General features: G+C 47.9%; 18 protein-coding genes. 6 read left to right on the top strand and 12 right to left on the bottom strand.

The features are described from left to right. Positions 1–82: 82 nt before the first annotated feature. The 3 genes from J2T14_RS18625 to J2T14_RS18615 form a co-directional block, all read right to left on the bottom strand. Entirely contained in the window at positions 83–703 is a 621-nt protein-coding gene (locus J2T14_RS18625; protein WP_307473110.1) for an alpha/beta hydrolase, read from the bottom strand. Further along, positions 700–1,659 (bottom strand): ring-cleaving dioxygenase, encoded by a 960-nt coding sequence (locus J2T14_RS18620; protein WP_307473108.1) that lies wholly within the window; start codon positions 1,657–1,659, stop codon positions 700–702. The genes J2T14_RS18625 and J2T14_RS18620 overlap by 4 nt, the downstream gene beginning before the upstream one ends. Positions 1,660–1,888: 229 nt before the next feature. Beyond that, a complete protein-coding gene (locus tag J2T14_RS18615; protein ID WP_307204363.1) occupies positions 1,889–2,326 on the bottom strand; it encodes a Dps family protein in 438 nt (145 codons plus the stop codon). 260 nt (positions 2,327–2,586) lie between these two features. On the opposite strand from J2T14_RS18615, the gene J2T14_RS18610 reads away from it, so the two are divergent. Then, positions 2,587–3,801: an MFS transporter gene (locus J2T14_RS18610; protein ID WP_307473106.1), complete on the top strand. Its 1,215-nt coding sequence runs from the start codon at positions 2,587–2,589 to the stop codon at positions 3,799–3,801. A gap of 119 nt (positions 3,802–3,920) precedes the next feature. Here the strand turns inward: J2T14_RS18610 and J2T14_RS18605 are convergent, their stop codons facing one another. The 3 genes from J2T14_RS18605 to J2T14_RS18595 are packed head-to-tail and all read right to left on the bottom strand — an operon-like array spanning position 3,921 to position 6,179. Then, a complete protein-coding gene (locus J2T14_RS18605; protein ID WP_307473103.1) occupies positions 3,921–4,115 on the bottom strand; it encodes a CDGSH iron-sulfur domain-containing protein in 195 nt (64 codons plus the stop codon). A 31-nt stretch (positions 4,116–4,146) separates the two neighbouring features. Then, the gene (locus J2T14_RS18600; protein WP_307473101.1) at positions 4,147–5,976 is read right to left on the bottom strand and encodes an amidohydrolase; all 1,830 of its coding nucleotides are present in this window, start codon (positions 5,974–5,976) and stop codon (positions 4,147–4,149) included. 32 nt (positions 5,977–6,008) lie between these two features. Further along, the gene (locus tag J2T14_RS18595; RefSeq protein ID WP_307473099.1) at positions 6,009–6,179 is read right to left on the bottom strand and encodes a DUF1427 family protein; all 171 of its coding nucleotides are present in this window, start codon (positions 6,177–6,179) and stop codon (positions 6,009–6,011) included. Positions 6,180–6,472: 293 nt separating this feature from the next. Between J2T14_RS18595 and J2T14_RS18590 the strand changes: the two genes are divergently transcribed. Both J2T14_RS18590 and J2T14_RS18585 read left to right on the top strand, forming a co-directional pair. Next, positions 6,473–7,108 carry a hydrolase gene (locus J2T14_RS18590; RefSeq protein WP_307473096.1) on the top strand — a complete coding sequence of 212 codons (636 nt, stop codon included), beginning with the start codon at positions 6,473–6,475 and terminating at the stop codon, positions 7,106–7,108. Positions 7,109–7,143: 35 nt separating this feature from the next. Beyond that, positions 7,144–7,983 (top strand): alpha/beta fold hydrolase, encoded by an 840-nt coding sequence (locus J2T14_RS18585; protein WP_307473094.1) that lies wholly within the window; start codon positions 7,144–7,146, stop codon positions 7,981–7,983. A gap of 227 nt (positions 7,984–8,210) precedes the next feature. On the opposite strand, the gene araA is transcribed toward J2T14_RS18585, so the two are convergent. Genes araA through J2T14_RS18570 form a run of 3 tightly spaced genes read right to left on the bottom strand, consistent with a single transcriptional unit; the run spans position 8,211 to position 11,992 of the window. After that, positions 8,211–9,635, bottom strand: a complete 1,425-nt coding sequence (araA, locus tag J2T14_RS18580; RefSeq protein ID WP_307473092.1) for an L-arabinose isomerase — start codon at positions 9,633–9,635, stop codon at positions 8,211–8,213. Positions 9,636–9,677: 42 nt separating this feature from the next. Continuing rightward, positions 9,678–10,373, bottom strand: a complete 696-nt coding sequence (locus J2T14_RS18575) for an L-ribulose-5-phosphate 4-epimerase (protein ID WP_307473091.1) — start codon at positions 10,371–10,373, stop codon at positions 9,678–9,680. Positions 10,374–10,375: 2 nt separating this feature from the next. Continuing rightward, complete coding sequence (locus tag J2T14_RS18570; protein WP_307473089.1) at positions 10,376–11,992, bottom strand: xylulokinase; 1,617 nt, start codon at positions 11,990–11,992, stop codon at positions 10,376–10,378. Between the two features lie 324 nt (positions 11,993–12,316). Between J2T14_RS18570 and J2T14_RS18565 the strand changes: the two genes are divergently transcribed. Then, on the top strand, positions 12,317–13,408 hold the full coding sequence (locus tag J2T14_RS18565) for a GntR family transcriptional regulator (RefSeq protein WP_307204343.1): 1,092 nt from the start codon (positions 12,317–12,319) through the stop codon (positions 13,406–13,408). A 113-nt stretch (positions 13,409–13,521) separates the two neighbouring features. Here the strand turns inward: J2T14_RS18565 and J2T14_RS18560 are convergent, their stop codons facing one another. The 3 genes from J2T14_RS18560 to J2T14_RS18550 form a co-directional block, all read right to left on the bottom strand. Then, complete coding sequence (locus J2T14_RS18560; RefSeq protein ID WP_307204341.1) at positions 13,522–13,887, bottom strand: hypothetical protein; 366 nt, start codon at positions 13,885–13,887, stop codon at positions 13,522–13,524. A gap of 98 nt (positions 13,888–13,985) precedes the next feature. Beyond that, on the bottom strand, positions 13,986–14,894 hold the full coding sequence (locus tag J2T14_RS18555; protein ID WP_307473087.1) for a pyridoxamine 5'-phosphate oxidase family protein: 909 nt from the start codon (positions 14,892–14,894) through the stop codon (positions 13,986–13,988). 175 nt (positions 14,895–15,069) lie between these two features. Further along, positions 15,070–15,687, bottom strand: a complete 618-nt coding sequence (locus J2T14_RS18550) for a CGNR zinc finger domain-containing protein (RefSeq protein WP_307473085.1) — start codon at positions 15,685–15,687, stop codon at positions 15,070–15,072. A 752-nt stretch (positions 15,688–16,439) separates the two neighbouring features. Here J2T14_RS18550 and J2T14_RS30930 point away from each other — a divergent pair. Beyond that, positions 16,440–17,045 (top strand): exosporium glycoprotein BclB-related protein, encoded by a 606-nt coding sequence (locus tag J2T14_RS30930; protein WP_373458178.1) that lies wholly within the window; start codon positions 16,440–16,442, stop codon positions 17,043–17,045. A gap of 83 nt (positions 17,046–17,128) precedes the next feature. Further along, a complete protein-coding gene (locus tag J2T14_RS18540; RefSeq protein ID WP_307473081.1) occupies positions 17,129–18,124 on the top strand; it encodes an exosporium glycoprotein BclB-related protein in 996 nt (331 codons plus the stop codon). The last annotated feature ends 193 nt before the right edge of the window (positions 18,125–18,317 follow it).

Raw genomic sequence — 18,317 nt, 5'->3', positions numbered from 1 at the left:
GAATAGACCTGCAAGAAAACTAGCTTTTTAAGGCCGCTCACCTTTCAGGTCTAGACTTTACAAAGTATTAAGCATAATAAAGTCATGAATAATTCCTTGGAAACGAACTGCTGTACCAATCGGCTGCTTCGTCGATTTCCGAGTGCGTTAACTGATGACCTGCATGTTCCCAGTTCACTTCAACGGAGGCGCCTGCACCTTTCAATAGCGTTAGCAGTTCTTTTGTCTCATGTGGAGGGGAGACCGAATCATTCATTCCGGCACCAATGAATATAGGTGTTTGCGATAATTCTGGCAGCGTTACACCGCGACGAGGAACCATGGGATGGAATAAAATCGCACCTCTCAACGCGTTCTTGCAATGGAACAAGAGACTCCCCGCAATATTGGCTCCATTAGAATAACCTATCGCTACTACATTCTGGCGGTCAAACTCATATTGGTTCGATGCTTGATCGAGAAATCCATTCAGCTCTTCAGTTCGAAACAATAGGTCTTCCTCATCGAACACTCCCTCAGCCAACCGCTTGAAAAACCTGGACATTCCATTCTCCTGAACCTCCCCCCGAACACTAAGGACATTCGAAGCCGGGGAGATTCTATGAGCAACCGGCAATAGATCGTATTCCGTCCCACCCGTACCGTGCAATAAGAGAAATGTTGCCAGGTTCGGACTTGAACCTTTTCGATAAATATGTTTCATTCCTTGATTGACTCCAATTCCCGTACTTGAATAGGGGTCAGGTTCTTTTCAATTTCAGCACGGCTGTCTTCAAACCATGATGGCAGCATTAATGTCTCGCCCAGGCGATCTTCTGGCTCATCATTTGCGAACCCTGGCGGATCTGTCGCGATTTCGAACAAAATGCCGCCTTGTTCACGAAAATAGATAGCATGGAAATACTGTCGGTCAATAATCGGCGTAGGATGAAAGCCGCTGCTTTCCACATGGTTTCTCCAAGCATTGTGGTCTTTAATATCCTTGGCTCGCCACGCGATATGGTGAACGGTGCCTGCACCGGGGATTCCCCATTCCATGGGCTCCGCATTCACATCAATGAGGTTGCCGATGTCTCCTTCAGCCTTATAGCGAATTAAGTCACCATCCTGGCCTACCTTTTCAAGACCTAAAACGTCCTCAAGAACCTGCATGGTCTTTGTGGATGAAGTGCTGTATAGCACCGCGCCCCCAAATCCCTTGATAGCCTTATCCGTTGGAACACCTCCGAATGACCACGTATTGAGAGCTCCTTCTTCCCGTTCAACGATCTCCAACTGCAGACCGTCACGATCGAGAAATTGGATATAGTTCTCGGAAAAACGGGTGCTTTCCGAGAAAGAAATATCGAACGCTGTGAGGCGTGCTTTCCAATAATCAAGTGCGCCTATTGGTACTACGTATGTTGTTGTACCTACTTGTCCTCCTCCTACGCGGCCTTTACGAGAATGTTCATGCGGGAAGAAAGTAATAATGGTTCCAGGGCTGCCTTTTTCATTGCCGAAGTATAAATGGTAGACTTCGGGTGCGTCAAAGTTAATTGTTTTTTTTACAAGACGAAGGCCCAGGACTCCAGCATAAAAATCCACATTTCTCTGCGGATCTTGTACGAAAGAAGTAATATGATGGATGCCTGCCGTTTTCTTTACGGTATTGCTCATCTTTCGGAACACTCCTTCTTTTTGATTTTTTCGATTTTACTACTATTTGAACGTAATCCTGATTCAAATCATATAGAATAGTGCAACAACCAACAATTCCATTATTTCTATACTTGTATAGCTAATTACTATATCTTTCGCATTAATCACTATAAGTCCGCATACAAAAAAGCCGGTGATTTACCCCGGCTTTTTGCGATAACATAACAGATTAGTAAACGGATCTAAATTAACCCAAGAATGATTTCAACATCCATACATGCTTCTCCAGTGAGCTATGAATGGCCAATAGCATATCCCCGGTTGTCTCGTCGCCCTCACGGTTAGCGATACTCATACCCTCTTTAAGCTCATTAACAATAGTTCCAAAATCGGCTGCAAGCGTGCGAACCATCTCAGTTGCGCTCTCATTACCCACTGCATCTTTTACCGTTGCGGTTTCAATAATTCCTTGCAAAGTCGCTACGGGACTGCCGCCTAATGCCAGCAACCGCTCGGCAAGATTGTCCACATGAAGCGCAGCTTCCGTATATAGTTCTTCAAACTTCAAATGTAAAGTGAAGAACTGTGGACCTTTTACATACCAGTGATAGTTATGGAGTTTGGTGAACAAAAGGCTCCAATTCGCTATCTGTGTGTTTAGCACTTGCGTAATTTTATCAGACATAAAAAGCTCCTTTCCAAATTAACGTCATTTTCAAGGAACTACTATAGCATAGCAACCCAATTTATGTATACTCGAATATTTTCGGACTCTCAAACTGGATTTTAAGATATAAGATTAGGCTATACGAAACATAGAAAAATCGATATTGATCGTCCGAACCAATGTTTATAAGATGGTGTTACATATCCAGCCTTTGGAATTCGTTAACTTTAGACTCCATGACTGGGATGAATCTGACCAAATACAAAGGAGAATTTAAATTGCCAATAGCACCGCGTTATAAACTCATGACCCTTATTCTATTCTTCTGCTCATTGATTGTTGTTTCTTCGGTTTATTTAACATTACCCCTGCTCTCTGTATTTGAGGACGAATTCCAGATTTCATCATCCAAAGCAGCTTGGGCAGGCAGCGCCTTTTCTTTTGCTTTTGCCGGTGGAGGACTCCTGTTCGGTGGTCTTTCCGATCGCTACGGACGAAAAAAAATGATGATATCCGGGTTATGTATGCTCACGGCTACGACTCTTGTTATCGGAACGGTTGATGAGTTTCAATGGCTTATTGTTCTAAGGGTTCTCCAGGGATTGGCGGCATCCATGTTTCCGCCTTCAGTGTTAGCCTATGCTATAGAGATGTTCCCAACTAATAAAAGGGTAACGATACTCGGCTTTATAAGCACCGCCTTTTTAATGGCCAGTATTGTAGGACAGATCTATAGCAGCATCGTCGTATTGGAACTAAGCTGGAACAATGTATTTTATATCCTTGGTCCTGTGTATTTTGTTTCCTTTATTTTGATTGCAATATCTATACCTAACGATAAAACCCAGAAGCCGGTAGGCAGCTTCTTCACTCCCTTTAGGCACATTGGGGGTATTTTCAAGAAAAAAGGGTTGCCGCTTTGTTATATCATTTCAGCAACTCTCTTTATTTCGCTTGTCGGGTTCTTCTCCACGCTTGGAAGTTATCTAAGCAGCTCTCTTTTCGGTCTAAGCCATCAGGAAATCCTATGGGTTCGTGCAGTTGGTATCATCGGCATGTTCATTTCCCCGTTTGATGGGAGGTTCGTTGCCAAGATTGGTGTTAAAAACGTTCTATGGTGCGGTTTGATTTTGGCCGGTATTGGACTAGGTCTGGTTGGCGTCTGGGAGAACCTCGCATTTTTAATTTTGGCGAGCATTGTTTTTACTGCCGGCATCGCGATGGCCCTTCCCGCCTTGATATCATTAATAGGTACTCTGGCTGGCGGGTTAAGAGCTAGCGCTCTTTCTTTCCATATGTTTATGCTTTTCATTGGCGCTTCGCTTGCTCCCATCATCTCCATTTATCTGATCGACACCGTTAGTCATATGTTCACTTTCGTAATATTAGCTGGATTACTGCTCTTAAGCACGGTTGTCCCATTCTATATTCGGTTAGAGAAAAAGGAAAAAATCACTACCCAGATCAATCAGCACAAGCAAACTAACGTTTAATTTATAAGGCGAATGAAATAACGATAAGCAGAAAGGCGATCTCGCATAGTTGAGATCGCCTTTGGTTTATATCGTGTTTTCAGATCATTTCAAAGCTTGATGGCTCTGCTTGGTATCAATCAAGCACGCGGCGCGCTTTCAAATTTACCTTTGTGAGTCAAGTCACAGAAAGGCTTTTGATTTGATAATCCGCACCGACAAAGGATAAAGCTCTCCTTTGTCTCGAAACGGTTACCCAACGCATCCACCATTTCTACTTTGCCTGTTATTCGTAATGGCCCATTGTCGTTGACTTTGATCGTAACATCAGACATTATGAACTCACCTGCCTTTAGGTTATTTTAGTTAGAAGACAAAGCAATCCAAGTCACAGAAACCGCTGCCATGATGATGGTTACACCTATGATGAAGATGGACCTGTTGAGGTTTATGGGCGCCTGAACCACCCCCATAATTGGTCCCATTATAATAGCCTCCAAAGAAATTATGCGGAGACCAGTCTGGACTTGCTTTGGGAGCCGCCGGCGACAGAGATTGAAATTCGGAAGTACCGTAAACAATTTTACCGCCCACGACTGTAAAGACAGATTCGATTTTTTTAATATCTTCTTCGGATACAAGGAAGAAATTCTCAGAAAGAATTGTAAAATCAGCATAGTGACCTTTCTTGATCTGCCCTTTCACATCTTCTTCCTTTGAGAACCATGCATTCCCCGCAGTATACATCCGAAGCGCTTGGTGTCTCTCTACACGATTAGAAGCAGGATACAGGGTTAACCCTCCCAGTGTTTTGCCCGTCACCAGCCAGTATAAGGCCACCCAAGGATTATAACTAGCTACTCTGGTGGCATCAGTCCCCACACCAACGCGCAATCCAGACTTCATCATCTTGGTTATCGGAGGAGCGTTTTCGGCTGCTTTTGCCCCATATCTATCCACAAAATATTCACCCTGGAAAGCCATCCGGCTTTGAACCGCGACCGACCCTCCTAATGCAACGACCCGTTCCAAATCCTCCTCATGAATCGTTTCGGCATGATCCAGAATCCAGCGTAAGTCTTTAAACGGCACCTCTTTATTCACGCGTTCAAATACATCGAGAAAGCGTTTAATCGACTCTCCATAGGTTGCATGAAGACGAAATGGCCAACGTTGTTGAACGAGATGCCGAGAAACGTCAAATAGTTCATCTTCAAGTACAGCAGGGAGTTCCGGACGAGGCTCTACAAAATCTTCAAAGTCTGCTGCGCTATAAACAAGCATTTCACCGGCACCGTTATGGCGATAGTAGGAACTTCCCGTATAAGGCTGCGATGTAGCTGTCCATGCTTTAAAATCACTCAATTCATTCTTGGGATGCTGAGTGAATAAATTATACGCAGTGCGAACCGTAATTTCTCCACGTTTATCAAGTTCATCAAACACTTGATAGTCATCGGGATAATTCTGAAAGCCCCCGCCGGCGTCAATAACGCTTGTGACTCCAAATCGATTCAATTCCCTCATAAAAAGTCGAGTTGAATTCAGTTGGTCGTCGTATGAAAGCTTTGGCCCTTTAGCTAAGGTGGCATACAAAATAGTTGCATTCGGTCGAGCGATGAGCATTCCTGTAGGATTTCCTTGACTGTCCCTTTGGATTTCTCCACCTGGCGGATTAGGCGTATCTTTTGTATACCCGATTACTCGCAAGGCCGCTTTGTTCAAAAAAGCTTGACGGTAAAGGTTGAGGATAAAAACGGGGGTTTCCGGAGCAATTCGATTGATTTCATCTAGAGTCGGCATTCTGCGTTCCAGGAATTGGAATTCAGTCCATCCGCCTACAACACGGACCCAATGAGGTGCCGGCGTACGATCAACCTGCTTTTTCAACATACGCAATGCATCCGCTACTGATGGCACCCCATCCCAGCGAAGCTCGAGGTTATAGTTGAGACCGCCCCGAATGAGATGAATATGGGAATCGTTCAAGCCCGGTATTAACATTCGTTTGTTTGCGTTCAAAACCTGTGTGGATGATCCAACATATTTCATGATTTCGGCATCTTCTCCCACAGCCAGGAATTTGCCATCCTTAACTGCAACTGCCGATGCTGTAGGGTTTGAATCGTCCATCGTTACGATACTGGCATTATGAATAACTAAACTAGCTTCATCTACTTTTGTTTTCTCAGACATGATTTAGTTCTCCTTTGAAATTTTTTTTGTGTTTAGTTGTGGCTAAACCAAAGTTTTATCCATGGAATCAACCTCTGCCCTAAAAACATACCAAGGAGACCAATCAGTCCCAAGAAAGGCGGTGCAGGAGAGGGGATCCGAAGCGCTTGAAAAATAACGCCAATTACAACACCAGCAGCTAAAGCTAGAAACATAGCCCACATATTCATATCCTCCTTCAATCCTTTCAATTTTTTTGTTCTTAGAAGCTAGCCTTCTATTCTTAAGTTTATAAATCAGCATTCTTACTAGCAATAAGGCTTTCTCTATAGCAGCCATAGGAATTGCTTATGCAAATCATTTATAAAGCTTTTGATATGTATAGTTTTTCCCTATGCATTATATAGAAAAATGAAGATTGTTTGCACAATCACATTTCAATAGACTGAATACATGCAGCAGGATTTACGAATTTATGGACCTGTTGCAATAAAATAGGGGAAGCGGGGATTATTGTATGTTTAATGGAAAGTCCGATTTACTTACGGCTGAAAACTCGGCTGTTATTCTTGTAGACCATCAGCCTCAAATGCTCTTTGGTGTACAAAGTGCTGATCGCCAAACTATCATTAGCAATACGGTTGCGCTTGCAAAAACGGCTAAAGTTTTCAATGCGCCGATCATTCTTACAACTGTTGCTGCCGAATCATTTTCAGGTCCTATCCATCCGCATATTCAAGATGTTTTTCCTGATCAAAAACCGATCGACCGCACAAACATGAACTCTTGGGAAGACGAAAACTTCGTGTCAGCAGTGAAACAAACAGGTCGCAAGAAGCTGATTATGGCAGCTCTATGGACGGAAGTTTGTCTTGCTTTCCCTACGGTTTCAGCCATCAAAGATGGATATGAAGTATACATTGTAACGGACGCCTCAGGCGGGACTACCACGGAAGCGCATGACATGGCCGTTCAACGCATGATACAAGCGGGAGCAATTCCCGTTACTTGGATGTCCGTTCTTCTTGAGTATCAACGCGATTGGGCACATCAAGAAACATATGATGCAGTCTTGGAGATCGCTATGCAACACGGTGGTTCCTACGGTGCGGGTATTGTTTATGCTCAAACGATGTTTGGTGGCCACGAGTAATACTCATCCAAAAAAAAGATAGGAAGTGAAGACTAATGGCTAAATTAACAGTCGGAACGGAAAACGGTCAACCCATTGAATTGTATTTTGAGGATCTTGGCGAAGGCAAACCTGTAATTTTGATCCATGGCTGGCCACTGAGCGGGCGCTCGTGGGAGAGTCAAGTTCCAGCGCTCATCGATGCAGGTTACCGGGTGATTACCTATGACCGCCGCGGATTCGGACAATCCTCCAGGCCGTGGAACGGTTACGACTATGATACGTTTGCGGCGGATCTCCACAAGTTAATTAAACATCTAGATCTTAAGGACGTGACACTGGTCGGGTTTTCGATGGGTGGCGGAGAGGTTGCCCGTTACGTTGGCACATACGGAACAAGCCGTGTCAAAAAAGCCGTGTTGGCTGCTGCGGTTCCACCGTTCTTCTACAAATCCGCCGAGCATCCAGAAGGCGGTCTGGATGAAGCCACCATTCAGGGCTTCCAAGACGGTTTGAAAAAAGACCGTGTCGCCTTCCTTGACGGCTTCACTCACAATTTTTATAAAGCAGGGGATAGAACCGACCTTGTCAGCGAGTCCTTCCGTGTTTACAACCTTGATATTGCTTCTTACGCTTCGCCAAAGGGGACGCTGGATTGCATTGATGCCTTCGGCCGGACGGATTTCCGTGGCGATTTGGCGAAATTCGATATCCCATTGCTTGTTATCCATGGCGATTCCGATGCGATAGTGACGCTTGAGGTAAGCGGTCAACTTTCCCACGAAGCTGTTCCAGGCAGTCAACTCGTCGTAATTGAAGGCGGACCGCACGGTTTGAACTCGACTCACCCTGAACAATTCAATGCCGCTTTGATTCACTTCCTTAATGCTAAATGATTGAACAGACACGGGAATCATCAGTTACTTCATTGGGAGCGCCTATCCGGATGGTGAAATACAACACCTGAAACGTCCCCCATTAGCCAATATAAAAAAACCGCTTCTTCGTAAAAGGCGAGATCACCCATTTACGAAAAAAGCGGTTTTTGTGGTTTTTGCATTTGGCTCAAGGAAGCGGCCTCGCGATTGTCCCGAGTCCGCCTTCTCTTCACCTTAATGATGGATTACTTAATGACGACGTATTCCAAGTTAACCAGCTTGGCGTAGGTTACGATTTGGTCTGTCGTCAGGTTCAAGGAAACGACGGTATGGTGGCCGCCGCCATTCTCGATCCAAGCTTTCACGCCATCCTGGAAGTTCGGCTTCACCGTCCACAGGACGCGAGCGACAGGAAGATTAGGAGCCGGTACCGTCGGCTCGAATGCGGAAACCTCGTTGATCAGCAACTTATAATGAGTGCCGAAGTCCGCCATGGATACGACGACGCCTTCGCCGGCTTTGCCGTCGAATACGAGACGCGCCGGATCTTCGCGATCGCCGATTCCGAGCGGGGAAACGATGATTTTCGGCTGGTTGCTTGCCAAGGACGGATCAACCTCTAGCATATGGGATTGCAGGATGGCTTCCTGGCCGGCCGCCATCTCGTAGGTGTAATCCTCCATGAATCCCGTGTTTTGATTGCGGCTCATCACTTTCATCAGACGATCGAGCGCCGCCGTCTTCCAGTCGCCCTCGCCGGCGAAGCCGTAGCCCTGCGCCATCAGACGTTGGACGGCAAGACCGGGAAGCTGTTTCATTCCATGCAAATCTTCGAAGTTCGTCGTGAAGGCATTATATCCTTTCTCCTCGAAGAAACGTTTGAGCGCGATTTCATAGCTTGCTTGGACTCTGACGCTCGCTTCCCAAGCTTCTTTGCTGTTCGTCCCGTAATCGAATGCGTAGAGCTCCGCATATTGAGCCATCAGATCATCGATTTCCTGCTCCGTAACGGCATTCACGTATTGTACAAGGTCGCCGATGCCGAAGTAGTCCACGGTCCATCCGAATTGAATTTGAGCCTCGACCTTGTCCCCTTCCGTTACGCCAACGTTGCGCATGTTGTCGCCGAAACGGGCCACTTTGATGTTGAAGCTTTCGTTATAGGCAACCGCTACGTCCATCCAATCCGCAAGCTGCTGCTGCACTTCCGCGCGTTCCCAGTAGCCTACGACAATTTTATTTTGCTTCTTCAGACGGGCATTGATGAAGCCGTACTCGCGATCGCCATGAGCGGCTTGGTTCAGGTTCATGAAGTCCATATCGATCGTTGCCCAAGGAATGCTTTCGTTGAACTGGGTTGCCAAGTGCAGCAATGGCTTCTGCAGCAACTTCGTACCGCGAATCCACATTTTCGCAGGCGAGAACGTATGCATCCATGTGATGACACCCGCCACTTCGTCGCGATAGTTGACCTCTTTCATGATGCTTGTAATTTTATCCGCGCTGACAGCGAGGTCCTGCAAGACAAGCGGATAAGGGAGCACACCGCTGTTATTCAAGGCATCGGTCATCGTCTGCGCATGAGCTTTTACTTCGGCGAGCGCTTCTTCCCCGTATAGATGTTGCGAACCTACGACGAACCAAAATTGTTTAGCTGCTGTTACTGACATCTTGATCATCCTCTTTTCTGTAATTAATAATAGGTAAGGATATTACTTCTGCCCGTAGTAGGCATCTTTCCCGTGCTTGCGAAGATAGTGCTTATCCAGAATGCCTTGCGGCAGTTCTTTGGCGAAATGGTTCAATTGCCGCGCGTACAAATTCATATTGCACACTTCCTCCAGCACGACGCTGTTCACGACCGCAGACTTCACGTCTTTCCCCCAAGTGAAGGGTGCATGTCCCTGGAGCAGGACGGCCGGAATCGCCATGACATCCAATCCGCGCTTCTCGAACGTTTCGATAATAACGTGACCCGTCTCCGCTTCGTATCCCCGGTCAACTTCCTCTTGGTTCAAGAACCGTGCGCAAGGCACCGCGCCATAGAAGGTGTCCGCATGCGTCGTTCCCATGACGGGTACATCGAGTCCCGCTTGCGCCCAGATGGTTGCCCAGGTCGAATGGGTATGCACGATGCCGCCGATTTGCGGATAGTGTTTGTACAACACGGCGTGAGTCGCGGTATCGGATGAAGGTCTCATCTCTCCCTCGACCACCTTACCGTCCAGATCCACGACGACCATATCGCTCGGCTTCATCTTCTCATAGCTGACTCCACTCGGTTTGATGACGAACAGGCCGCTTTCCCGATCGACGGCGCTCGCATTGCCCCAAGTGAATTTCACGAGTCCGTGCTTCGGCAAATCCAGATTCGCTTGGTATACCTCTTCTTTCAGTTGTTCTAACAACGTTAGTCCCTCCCGTTCTCCAGCAGATGGTCTACAGCGGCTTGTTCGATGGCAAGCCCTGCTTGATATCGTTTAATGAATGCCTGGAACCCTTTTACATCCGCAGCATCCGGAGAAATCTCCTGTCCTTCGGCATTTTTGAACACCTTCTGCTCGAGGAAGTCCGCCAGGCTCTCTTGTTGATCCTTGCCCGTCATGTAAGAAGCCAAAAGCGCCATGCCCCATGCCCCGCCTTCGCCGGCTGTGGACATAACCGAGATCGGTACGTTCAGCGCAGCGGCCAAAGCTTTTTGTCCAACGACAGGAGTTTTGAAGAGGCCGCCATGAGCCAAGATGCTGTCGATGCCCACTTGTTCGTTTTCGGTCAAAATGTCCATGCCGAGCTTCAATGCTCCAAAAGCCGTAAATAGATGCGTTCGCATGAAGTTTGCCAGATTAAAGTTGCTTTCCGGCGAGCGTACGAACAACGGCCGGCCTTTATCGATTCCCGTAATATTCTCGCCCGAGAGATAACCGTAGCTAAGCAAACCGCCGCCGTCCGGGTCTGCTTCGAGCGACTTGCCCAGCAGCACGCTGAACAATTTGCCGGAATCCGCATTGAATCCCATCGCTTCCGAGAATTCGCGGAACAGTCCCATCCAGGCGTTAAGATCGCTGGAGCAGTTGTTGGCATGCACCATGCCGACCGGACTGCCGTCCGGCGTCGTGACCATATCGATCTCCGGATAAACCTTGGACAATTCTTTCTCCAATACAATCATCGCAAAAACGGAAGTGCCCACGGAAACATTTCCCGTACGCTTCTTTACGCTATTCGTCGCAACCATGCCTGTGCCGGCATCGCCTTCCGGAGGACATAGCGGAATGCCGGACTGCAGATCCCCGGCCGGGTCCAGAATGGCGGCTCCCGCCGCCGTTAGCCCGCCAGCTTGCTCGCCGGAAAGTTGCACTTTGGGAAGAAGATCCTCAAGCTTCCACGGATAGCCTTTGGCCGCGATTAATTCATCGAATTGTTTGACCATCGTTGGATGGTAATTATGGGTTGACTCATCTATAGGGAAGATGCCGGAAGCATCTCCGATGCCGATTACTTTATTGCCGGTCAGCAGCCAGTGGATATATCCCGCCAGCGTCGTTACAAAATCAATGCGAGGCACATGCTCCTCTTTGTTTAATATCGCTTGGTACAAATGAGCGATACTCCAGCGCTCGGGGATATTGAATTGGAACAAGTCCGTTAGTTCCCTTGCCGCCGCGCCGGTCGTTGCATTGCGCCAAGTCCGAAACGGCACCAGCAGCTCACCCGTGCTATCGAATGCTATATAGCCGTGCATCATAGCGGAAAACCCGATTGAACCGACGGTCCGGAGGGTGACTCCGTATTTCCGTTCCACTTCCTGCTTCATTTCACGGTAAGCGGTTTGGAGGCCTGTTATAATATCCTCCTGATCGTACGTCCAATATCCGTCTTTCAACAGATTTTCCCACTCAAAGCTTCCCGATGCGATGGTCTCGAAACGACGATCGATCAGCACCGCTTTGATCCGCGTAGATCCGAATTCGATACCCAGCGAAGTTTCACCCTTGGTTATCGCTTCTTTCAAGTCTACATGATTCATGAACACGTATTTCCCCTCTCTGTTCGTGGGTTGCACAAAAATGAAATCGCTCATAGCGCGATCTTCGAACGAAAGAAGGCGCTTTCTCTTGCTGACAGCCTTAGTATATTTTCTGTACGTACATTTGTCAATATAGTCTAATAGTTATACTAACATAAGCTAATGTACCGTCCTTATTCGTCTAATCATGGTGTTTTCCTAAGGAAAAGCATGAAACTTGTACCGTTGAAATCGCAAATGATGTCATTTCATTTGCATTTCATGCAATTCATGCTAGAATGTGTACGTACAACTTTTCGCATAACGATGAAAGAAGTGGATTGCATGAAGCCAAAGTACCAGATCATCATTGATGATATCAAAAGTTATATCCTCTCTGGAACGTACAAAGCAGGCGAGAAAATCCCTTCGGAGTACGTTTTACAGGAAAGCTACAACGTTAGCCGGCAAACGGTTCGAAAGGCCATTCTGGAGTTATCAAACGAGGGGTTCCTGCGAAGCGAGAGGGGATCCGGCACGTACGTCAGCAGCCAATACCGGTCCAGAACGGGTGCGAAGGCCATGAATAAAACGATCGGCGTCATCACGACCTATATCTCGGATTACATCTTCCCCTCCATTATCCGCGGCATTGAAAGCCGATTAAATGAAGATAACTATTCCTTGCTGTTAGCCAGTACAAATAATGATATCTCCCAGGAAAAAAAGGCGTTGGAAATGATGCTGTCCTACGGCGTGGACGGACTGATTATAGAGCCTACCAGAAGCAATGTATACAATCCAAATATCGCCTACTACCTGTCTTTTAAGGAGCAGGAGGTTCCGTTCGCGATGATCAATGCCTATTATGAAGAGCTGGAGGTTCCTTTCTTCTGTCTGGATGACGTGCAGTCCAGCTATCTCGCAACCCGGGAACTGATTGCCAAAGGACATACCCAAATCGGCATCATTGCGAAAATGGACGATTTGCAAGGGAAGTTCAGAATGAAAGGATTTATCAAGGCTCTTGGGGAAGCCAAATTACGGTTCCAGCACGAGCATGTGCTTTCTTTCGATACGGAGTCGAAGCCGGGCCTGTCCGCTAATTTGGAAGCGTATCTGAACGACAATCGGGATGAATTGACCGCGCTTGTGTGTTACAACGACGAGGTAGGCTTGGAAGTCGTAAATGTGTGCAGAAAACTGGGAATCTCCATTCCGGACGAGCTGTCCATCATTGGCCAGGACAATTCCTATATCGCCAAAAACGCGAATATCCAACTAACGACGCTGACGCACCCCCAAGAACAAATGGGACGCGACGCAGCGGACTGGGTCATTAAGAATCTGCAAGGCAAAAAAGACTTGCCCGCCAATACCTACTACCAGCCCGTATTGATCGAGGGCGAAACAGTTAAAGCGATCGAAGTGGAATAGTTATGATCGTCTTCTCCTTCCGAAGACGAAGTATGCGCGGAAAGGCAGGCCCGAAAACCGAGCCTACCTTTGCTCACATCTTGAGCAATCCCGCAACAAAGGTGACTGGCGCCCTAAAGAATAATGGGAAGAAATCCGTTCTTTATATATTGCACAAACGGAATATGTCCTCCCGTTGCTTCATTGCCTATTAGCTGAATACCCGTTGACTGGACTTCTTCCGCTACCTCAAAAAATCCTGAGCAGGCTTGGCAGCCGCCCTTAATAATGCCTGACTTCATAACCTGCTTAAATAGCGGATTGAAAGGATGATCCGCCTTACTGAATGCATCTGGCCATTGTGTCCCCATGCCGTCAAAAAGAATTTCAACTTCGAAACCCTCTTCGTGCAGCTCTTGTCCGTATAACAATCCATGAACCGCCTTACCCACATCTTGTTGATTGGCTTGAATGATGATTACAACCTTGTTTGTTACCATTTTGATCTCCTCCTACGTTTTTTCTGTATGACTTTTTCTTTGATTCCGAATGCTGAATACTTGCTTATTTTCTTTTGCAGACCACCTCCCCATGGAGTTCACAACGTTGGAATGGAAGGAGAGAATTCCACAAAGTCCCAACCTAGCTGTGTATTGTTTTCCGTAAAAAGAACTTCATTGATCTCAAATCGAACGATCCGTTCTGCCGCCGGAAACTCGGTGAGTTCATTCTCATCCCAAATAATTTCGGAATTTCCGGTTAGCTGCAACGAATGACCGGAATCGAAATCAATAAATAGCAGTCCTGAACGCGGATTGCTATAAATATTCCCAAGGGTATTAAACATCGAATTCCCATAATAATCAGGAAAAAGGAGCGTCTTTTCATCGATCACTTTGATAAATCCTGGTGGTCCGCCTCGGTGTGAAACATCTGCTTTCCCTCCGGAACTAATACTTCCAATAAAAAATGTGTCCGAATTTCGAATCCATACTTGTTGTTCGGGATTCAGGCACAGACCACGCTGCTCGGATTTCTGAGATCTTTGGAAAACTCCATTTGCAGATACGTTTCTTTTGTGGATATATTTTGGGCAGTTGCCATAAACTTGTTCGGTTTTCACCACTATCCGCCGATCCGCATCGAAATAGCCCGTTCCATTTATTCTCATTCTTAATCTTTTGCTGAAATCAATTGCTAATAAACCAATTTCAGGGCTCGATATCAGATTCGGGTATATGGGATCATTCCTAACCGGATCGGAATGAATCGTAATCGTTACTTCGTCCTCCACATCTATAAACCCAGGTTCCCCGGTCAGGAACGAACTCCAAACCCTTCCCTTCCCGTCAACGGAAGCCACAATCATCAGAGATAAATTTTTCAAGAAGGCAACGGCACCTTTGGGGATATTTGCCCTTACAATCGCGCTGTTCTGCTGTGCAGCAATTTCCGCACCGGCTAACCTTTGTACGCTCAGTTCACCCGAATGATAAACGTTGGTCATCAGTGTCTGTCACCCCTTTTATTAACCTCCAAAACCACTTTATGGTTACTATAACATTGATTTATTAACCTGTAAACAATAGTTACGGGTATTAATAAAACTTTGCGCCATCCGCCTGCGGCAAATAAAAAACGAGCCTCAAAAGTTCTGAGCCTCGTTTGCCATTTCCAATTGATTATTGATTCCTTTGTCTTTCAAGGTATGCCATTACTTTCATCCTATTGCCGCAGGTTTTTTGGCTGCACCATCGGCGTGTGCTATTTTTGCTATTATCGTAAAAGTAAAGCACACATTCCGGATTCCCGCACTTTTTAATCAAGGAAAACGTGTTCCTGCTAAATAAATCCATAGCCGACTGTGCTATAGGAGCAAGAAGATCAGTTGGCGTTTGACTTTTTACACGTTTCTTTATAACGAAACCATTATCTGTATATATAAGCTTCGTTGTAATAACTTGATCATAGAGTAAGTCGTTTATGGTTTCCAGGTAATCCTGACGAACTGAAATGTTTTCTCCGCTCTTACAAATTTCAATGATTGTAAGCAGTGCACTTCGAAGCTCTCTAGCGGCTTCTAATGCTTGGGATCCTTGGTCGCTATTGCCCCAGCTTTGTTCGAATTGCACCCTTTCTTTTTCATTAAGAAAGCCCGCTTTATACAACCAATCGAGCGCATCGGGGAACGTTTCAAGTAGATCGACCGGCTTGCCGTCTACGGCGATCTTCGTATTTATAAAGTCCAAAACGGGGTGGTTCCCAATAAATAAAAAGCTGGGGGCTATTTTTTTTGGCATCTACTTATTCCTTTCTTTAAAATTCCGTTGTCACCGTACAAGAATTATAACACCTTTCTTTGTCTGCATGGTTACTCGATACTCTTATGAGGCCAACTTCCTATTTACCCATCGATCCGGACTTAGGGGAAGGTGGCAGTATGGAGAATTAACAGTATGTCGCGCAAGCAATTAGATTTTTTTCAGATCATTGATAAGCTTGAATTCGGCAAGGCAATGCTTCAAAGGGAAATGAATATACAAGGGCATTGTTGACAGCTCGGTGATAGGTTTGCCGTGCAACATGTAATTGGACTTCGAGAAAAATAGACACTACTCTACGGGCCGTATCCCACGCAATTGAACCAAATGCTCGTAGTATATGTACTAGGTGGTGAAGTGAGTACGTGAGAAAACATGCCGGTCACGCCAAATCAACCAAATGCGTTCGCGCGAGGAAAAAAACGATAAGCAGGTATAAAAAAATAATATGCGTGTGTGTTCCCCGTTCCTTCAAGCCGTATCGAACGAGAGGTATACGCAGCGCCCAGAGGATCAGCGGGAAAACGCTCCTTGCAAGATACTTCAGGCGTCTCGGGCGTGCCGGGCCTCCCGGCGATACGGGAATTTCCGGTCCCCCTGGCCCCGCCGGAACGGTCGGGCCTCCGGGTCCCACCGGACCTGCCGGAATAGTCGGGTCTCCAGGTCTTCCAGGACCTGCCGGAACGGTCGGTCCTCCAGGGCCTCCGGGCCCAGCCGGAACGGCAGGTCTTATGGGTCCTCCAGGACCTGCCGGAGCCGTTGGACCAACCGGACCAACCGGACCGCCAGGCCCCACTGGATCTGCCGGAACCGCAGGCGGGGACACGATTATCCCTTTCGCTTCCGGAACGTCCGTTTCTTCCAATAATGCGCCTGACGGCAGCCCAAGTTCCGTCGGATTGGTCGGTTTCGGCACCTCAAGGTCGGATGTTCCCGTAACCGGCGGCAGCATCGACCTGACGGGTAACAATCTCGGCTTCCTGCTGAACTTGGCCTTTGCGGTGCCGCGAGACGGGACGATTACTTCGATTTCGGTTACTTTCAGCAATACGATCCCGCATGATTTTGGCGCCACGATATTAACCTTGAGGGCGGAAATGTGGAGTGCTCCCGCGACAAGCAACGTGTTCACTCCGACGGGGGCGGGGGTCGACCTGTCGCCCCCCCAAACCGGGACGGTTAGCCTCGGCGATATCAGCACCGGATCCGCTGTCCTGGCCGTGCCAATAACCCTGGGCACCCGGCTAGTGCTTGTAATCTCCCATAGGATAACGGGAGGTCCTATGCTTGAAGTGGATATGGCCGGGTACGTCAGCGCAAGCATAAGAATCAATTGAATCGCTTATGTCATGACCGGGGTTCCTTGGCATCTCAACAGCCCCGGTCTGCTCCTTACGGCACAAGACCAGGTGGTGAACGTGTGAGAATTCTTTCCGGGCAAGCAAAACAAGCCGGATTCGCTCGTAGAAAGAAAACAAGAGCGAGTAAGTCCAACAAAATTTGCGTAAATACCCCCCGTGCGATCCAGCTTAAACGAACGAAAGGAATAAAAGTCGTCAACAGGAATAACGGCGGTCCGCTTTTTGCCGAATATATCGGGAAACTCGAATTTTTCGAACCGGTCGGACAGGTCGGACCGCCTGGACCTGCCGGAAACACCGGCCCCCCTGGGCCACCTGGCCCCGCTGGGGTCGCTGGACCCTCCGGGCCGTCCGGGCCTGCTGGAATCGCCGGACCCCCCGGGCCGCCTGGGCCTTCCGGAGCCGCCGGAACCGCCGGGCCGCCCGGATCAGCCGGAACCGCTGGGACCCCCGGGCCGCCCGGATCAGCCGGTACCGCCGGACCTCCCGGACCTCCCGGACCCACTGGACCCCCGGGGCCGGCAGCCGGACTCACGGATGGCGGCACCATAATTCCTTTTGCGTCCGGAATAGCCGCTACCGCGATATCCGATTTAAACGGAAATCCTTTTTCGGGTGGATTGGTCAGCTTCAGCGACTCCAGGGAAGCCGATATTACAGGCGGAGTTATCGATCTTTCGGGAGATGAACCCGGAATTACGATGAATATGGCATTTACGATACCGCGCGACGGGACGATCTCTGCGATTGCGGTTACCTTCAGCAATAGCGCCGGCAATATTTTGGGCGAAACGACGGTTACCATGAGGGCGGAGCTGTGGAGCGCGCCAGCGACGAGCAACTTGTTTACTCCAACAGGTGCCGGGACCGACTTGGCTCCGGCGATGACCGGGACGGTCGCTACCGGAGACATCAGCATCGGAGCCGCCGACTTGGCCGTACCGGTTATTGAAGGCACCCGACTGGTGCTGGTAATTACCCACAGGGTGACGAGCGGTCCCCTCATAGCGGTTGCTGTGACCGGGTACGTCAGTGCAGGCGTCGAAATCAGGTAGAATGTTCGTAAGTGAAAAGTCAAGCGACGGCGCGGCAGGGTAACCTGCCCTGTCCTCCCTCCATGTAAGCTGCGGATAGCCATGGTCATGCTCATGAATGTATCCCTCCTCAACACGGTAACTTGTACCAAGGAGGCCCATCTTGCCCTTTCACCGATCGGGTTCCAATCAAATCGCCCTTAAACTGGCCCTC

It is taken from the genome of Paenibacillus harenae, from assembly GCF_030812415.1.
GTDB classification, from domain to species: domain Bacteria; phylum Bacillota; class Bacilli; order Paenibacillales; family Paenibacillaceae; genus Pristimantibacillus; species Pristimantibacillus harenae_A.
This window is presented reverse-complemented; position numbering and strand designations above follow the sequence as displayed.